The 1,754-nt window shown below is 59.4% G+C and carries 1 protein-coding gene; it reads left to right on the top strand.

Annotation, left to right across the window (positions count from 1 at the left end):
- Positions 1-1,754: dermonecrotic toxin domain-containing protein (locus tag FEM54_RS31925; RefSeq protein ID WP_338109388.1), on the top strand; the 1,754-nt coding region annotated here is incomplete at both ends.

The raw sequence follows: 1,754 nt of genomic DNA, 5'->3' as shown, positions 1-1,754 counted from the left end.
CCCTCAATATCGACCCCGACCTGGCCATGGTGATCAGCCCTCGCTGGAATGTCGTGGGCAGCACTGTCGAGCCGGCGCCAGCCGTTCTCCAATCCCTGACCTCAGTGCTGGCTCATCAAGCGCTGTCCCGCGAGCGGGTAACTTACATCGATGGCGAGCACTTCCTCACTTTGCAGCCGTACGCGGCGGCGCCTGTGCACCTTGAGGTGAAGATCGATGCCATCGCGCGCTTGATCAATGAGTTATCCGACTTTCTGTTCATCGCGTTTCAGGAACAGCAACTTAACTTCTGGAACGCCTCCAACGGTAGCAGCGGACCACGCTGGCAGACGTTTTCCAACTCGCTGAGGAAAGTGTGGAACGTCACCGAAGAGCAAGGCCTGGATGAGCACCAAGCGGCCATGGCCCGTGGAGTGTTCCAGAAACCCGACCGGGACAGACGCTCGTTGAATGATCGCTACAAGAGTCACGCCTACCTGGTTGATGTCGATCTACTCCGGGACGGCGAGTCCACCCACGTCAGTTTCATGGACATCGCCGTGTTGGTTGGCGAGCATGACAAACGCCCATTGATCCTGACGCACTCGCTGGTAAGCGGTTACGAAACCTTTGAGTCACTTGAAACATTCGGCGCCTCGCTGCCCGCCCGGTTGAGTGCGCCAAAGCGCGATACCACGTTGCAATGGCGCCTGTATGAACCCGATGGCAACTTTTTCGACACACTGGCCTGTACTCTGATCGAACTACAAATCCGCGCCATCGGCAGTTACGGCCAGGCCTTTGTCGAGGAGCCGGCAGAGGAGCAGGCAAGCCCGGCCACCGTCGCCCGCATTGTGCCCAGCATCGAAGAGATGAGCGATCACCAACTCTCGAGTATCCGAGACGTTCATCATCAACTGCCCGACTGGCTGGCTTCGGCGTCGGACTCGGACACCGCCGCCTATAGCCGCTACATGATCGACCTGGCCCAACTGCATACCCATTATCACGGCGAAACATTCCGGGACGGCATTGCCCCCATTCGCGACTATGCCCGCACACAACTGCAAAGCCGCATCCACTCGCATAAAGACGGTGCGAGCCTGAACCTGGACAAAATCGAGGTGGTGATCGAAAGCCCGGTGGTGTGGGGCACGCTCGTCGTGCCGGGCAGCGTGGACATCACCCGTCGCAGCCTGATCGATCTGGCGTTGGACAACCTCACCGGCCTGCCCACCGGCAACACCACGGTGCACTACAACGGCAATGACGATGGCGTCCCCAGCTGGCTGACCTTCAGCTATTTGAAAGACCTGATCGAAGACGTTGATATCGGCAAGCACTATCCCGTGCTGATCAAACAGAAACTGCTCGATGACCCGGCGCAATCCAGTCACCGCCAGCAGCTCTACATCAACCACCTGCGCCTGCAACTGCCGCTGCTGGCCCTGCAAATGAAAATCCGCCAACAGGGCGCAATTGATGAACTCGGCTACCGCTACGTTGCCGCCGTGATGCACGCCGATGAATACGACCGGCATGTAGACGGGCAGCCCATTGTTATCCGCGCCCTGGCCTTCGTGCCCACCCTGCGCCCCGGCCATGAGCGCGACGTGGTCGCCAATATGTTCGTGATCGGTCCAAGGAACGCCAGCGCCGGTCCGTGCCTGCTTTATCGCCCGTTGCTGGAACCGATGCTGATGCAATTCCCGTCACGGCAAAACCTGCTGTACGCCATCAAACATGACCGCCCCTTGCGCGAATCGGTGCTGGCC

It is taken from the genome of Pseudomonas edaphica, assembly GCF_005863185.1.
Taxonomy (GTDB): domain Bacteria; phylum Pseudomonadota; class Gammaproteobacteria; order Pseudomonadales; family Pseudomonadaceae; genus Aquipseudomonas; species Aquipseudomonas edaphica.
This window is presented reverse-complemented; position numbering and strand designations above follow the sequence as displayed.